The sequence below is a fragment of the uncultured Lamprocystis sp. genome (assembly GCF_903933125.1).
GTDB lineage: Bacteria > Pseudomonadota > Gammaproteobacteria > Chromatiales > Chromatiaceae > Thiodictyon.
In genome coordinates, this window is record NZ_CAIZIZ010000253.1 from 1 (window position 1) to 3,105 (window position 3,105).

Annotated in this window: 5 protein-coding genes; all 5 read left to right on the forward strand. The window is 67.5% G+C overall.

Going from position 1 to position 3,105, the window contains the following annotated elements:
- The first annotated feature begins 100 nt into the window (after nucleotides 1–100).
- Nucleotides 101–286, forward strand: a complete 186-nt coding sequence (locus QZY03_RS12665) for a hypothetical protein (protein WP_295581534.1) — start codon at nucleotides 101–103, stop codon at nucleotides 284–286.
- A gap of 88 nt (nucleotides 287–374) precedes the next feature.
- Nucleotides 375–872, forward strand: coding sequence for an HRDC domain-containing protein (locus QZY03_RS12670; protein ID WP_295581536.1), 498 nt, complete (start codon nucleotides 375–377; stop codon nucleotides 870–872).
- A 517-nt stretch (nucleotides 873–1,389) separates the two neighbouring features.
- Nucleotides 1,390–1,572 carry a hypothetical protein gene (locus tag QZY03_RS12675; RefSeq protein WP_295581542.1) on the forward strand — a complete coding sequence of 61 codons (183 nt, stop codon included), beginning with the start codon at nucleotides 1,390–1,392 and terminating at the stop codon, nucleotides 1,570–1,572.
- Nucleotides 1,515–1,889, forward strand: a complete 375-nt coding sequence (locus QZY03_RS12680) for an SUMF1/EgtB/PvdO family nonheme iron enzyme (RefSeq protein ID WP_295581540.1) — start codon at nucleotides 1,515–1,517, stop codon at nucleotides 1,887–1,889. Before QZY03_RS12675 ends, QZY03_RS12680 begins: the two co-directional genes overlap by 58 nt.
- Nucleotides 1,889–2,794: a formylglycine-generating enzyme family protein gene (locus QZY03_RS12685; RefSeq protein ID WP_295581538.1), complete on the forward strand. Its 906-nt coding sequence runs from the start codon at nucleotides 1,889–1,891 to the stop codon at nucleotides 2,792–2,794. Before QZY03_RS12680 ends, QZY03_RS12685 begins: the two co-directional genes overlap by 1 nt.
- The last annotated feature ends 311 nt before the right edge of the window (nucleotides 2,795–3,105 follow it).

Below are 3,105 nucleotides of genomic sequence, written 5' to 3' on the forward strand. Positions count from 1 at the left end.
CGCCTGTAGGGGCGCCTGTAGGGGCGACTTCAGTCGCCCCTAACATTCCCGCAGCGGGTGTTCGTGAAATCACCTGACGCGATTTTCAGGAATCAACAGCGTGACTGCGCACATCGGTCAGGTTCCCGGCGCGCGCTCGGGGCGACTGAAGTCGCCCCTACAGGTCGGTAGATCGTTTTTCGCTCAGGACCATCATGCCCGTATTTTGCCCATCGACGACCGGGCCTCGATCAAGATTCCGGCCACTTGGGCTCGCCGGGTGCGTAGTCAGGCCATCCTGGCCTGACACCGTCAGGGCTGGAAGCCCTGACAACGCACGCCGCTGGCCGGGATTACGATCAAGGCCGACGACCGCGCTCGACCGACGAGGTTTCATGCAACTGCGCTTCTATACCGTTCCGATCCATGGCGGCGAGGACGTCGCCGACGAGTTGAACCGCTTTTTGACCGGTCATCGCATCCTCGCCGTGGAGCGGCAGTTCAATCAGAACGGCGGCGCCAGCGCCTGGGCCATCTGTGTGGCGTTCGAGCCGGCCGGCGAGGGCCGGCCGCAGGGCGGGCCGGCGGCCGCGCGGCGCGGCAAGGTGGATTACCGCGAGGTGCTGAGCGAGCAGGACTTCAACGTCTATGCGCGCTTGCGCGTCTTGCGCAAGGAGCTTGCCGAGGCCGAGGGGGTTCCCGCCTATGCCCTGTTCACCAACGAGCAGTTGGCGGAGTTGGTCACCCGCCGGGTCAACACCGCTGCGGCCATACGCGAGATCCCCGGCATCGGTGAGGCGCGCATCGAGAAGTATGCCGCGCGCTTCCTCGCCGTGCTCGCGGAGGCCCTTGCGGTACTTCCCTCGGCCACTGGCGCGGCCAATGCGCCGTAGCCCGCTTGGTCTGGAGGCCGTGGCCGATTGGCACAATCTGGCCGCCGCCTTCCACCGCGCCGCGCTGGGCCGCAGCACGCGGCCCGAGGTGCAGCGGTTTGCGGCGCGGCTGGAAACCGAGCTTGCGCACCTGCGCACCTGCGCACCGATATCCTGTCCGGCGGCATCGCGGTGGGCCGCACACGCCGGTTTCGCATTCACGATCCGAAGCCCCGCACCATTCATGCCCCGTGCTTTCGCGAACGGGTGTTGCACCATGCCTTGATGGCCCATGTCGGTCCGGTGCTGGAAGGCGCGCTGGTGGCCGATACCTTTGCCTGCCGCACGGGCAAGGGCGCGCTGGCCGCCGTGCAGCGCGCTCAGCATCACGGCCGGCGTTGGCCCTGGTGGGCCAAGATCGATATCCGGGCCTACTTCGCGAGCATCGACCACGGGATTTTGCAGGACCTCCTGGCGCGCCGCTTCAAGAACCAGCAACTTCTGGCCCTGCTTGGGCGGATCATCGAAGCGCATCAGGATGCGCTATTCGCAGTGCCGCCGGCAGTGGGAGGGCGCCTATGCGGGGGGCTTGATCAATGCGCGGACCCTCCAGGCCGGCTATGCCGGCGCGCTTGCGATCACGCTGCATACGGATGCCGCGGCGTGGCGGCGCGAGCAACTGCGTCGGGTACCGCTTGCCGGGGCGCTGAGCGGGCTGTAAGCTCGCCGTGCGGGTGGGGGGTCGCCACTGGCGCGAACCGGGTGGTCCGCGGCGGTTCCTGGAACAACCACGCGCGCAACTGCCGTTGCGCCTACCGCAACAGGAACGCGCCCGATAACCGTAACAACAACCTCGGCTTCCGTTGCGCCCGAGCTCACGACCGGACCGGACGGTCCGGACCTGAACAGACCGCCCTCCCGGGCGCCGCATGTTCGGCGTCCAAACGCAAGGCCCCCGGCGTGCCAGTAGTGCGCACCAGCGGTGCGGCGAACCCTCGCCGGGCGGCCGTCTCCTATCCGGCCTCATCGGTGCATTGATGCTGCCCACCGCCCCGCCGCGCGCCATCGACCCCTCGCCACACCCCTTGACCAAGGGGGCCGCGCCCGCCTGGGCCAGCGCCTGGGGAGAGGACCGTTTCGGCGTCTTTGCCGCCTTCAGCCTCGGCGACCTGGTGCAGCGCCTGCGCTGGATCCCGGCCGGGGTCTTCCAAATGGGCTCGCCGGAGGACGAACCGGGCCGCGACAGCGACGAGGGTCCGCGGCATGTGGTGCAGATCGGCCGCGGCTTCTGGCTGTTCGATACCCCTTGTACTCAGGCGCTCTGGACCCGGGTGATGGGCGAGAACCCCAGCCGTTTCCAAAGCCCGGAGCGGCCGGTGGAGCGGGTGAGTTGGGACCATGTGCAGCGCTTTCTCGAACGGATCGAGGGCGAGGTGCCGGGGCTGGGCCTGAGCCTGCCGACCGAGGCGCAATGGGAACATGCTTGCCGGGCGGGGACCGGGGAGGCACTCTACCAGGGAGCGATCACGATTCTGGGTGAAAACAATGCGCCGGCGCTGGACCCCATCGCCTGGTATGGCGGCAACAGCGGGGTGGGGTTTGAGTTGGCGGACGGGTCCGACTCCGCGACTTGGCCCGAGATGCAGTATCCCAATCCCAAGTCCGGCACCCACCCGGTGGCCGGTAAGGAACCGAACCCCTGGGGTCTTTACGATATGCTCGGCAATGTCTGGGAATGGTGCGCCGATGGCATACGCACCTATGACGCGCGGTGGGCGCAGGACCCGGTCGGTTCGCAAAACGCTGTCGAGGACCGGGTGGTCCGCGGCGGTTCCTGGAACTACGACGCGAGCAGCTGCCGTTGCGCATGCCGCGACGGGTGCGCGCCCGGTTACCGTGACGACAACCTGGGCTTCCGTTGCGCCCGAGTTCAGGAATCGTGAAGCCAGGCCGGCCGGGTGCGGGTCCCTGTGCGCCGAAAAGAGCCGATCTCGCACCAAGTCGCGATTTTTTCAATGTGTTATCTGCGTTTGGCGACTCACCCGATGGGTGATCTGGATGCCTCGCACATCCCTCTGTTTTTCTTGGCGCCTTGGCGTCTTGGCGTGAGCAACTACCGGATCTAGGGTGAGGGACCCGGCCTTGGTCATGGTTCCGGCCACTGGAGGCCGAGGCGGCCTTGGTCATAAGTCCGGCCAGATCCAAGCCGGCACTCGTCGCGGCCGCGGGCCGCTCCTACCGTAGGAGCGGCCCG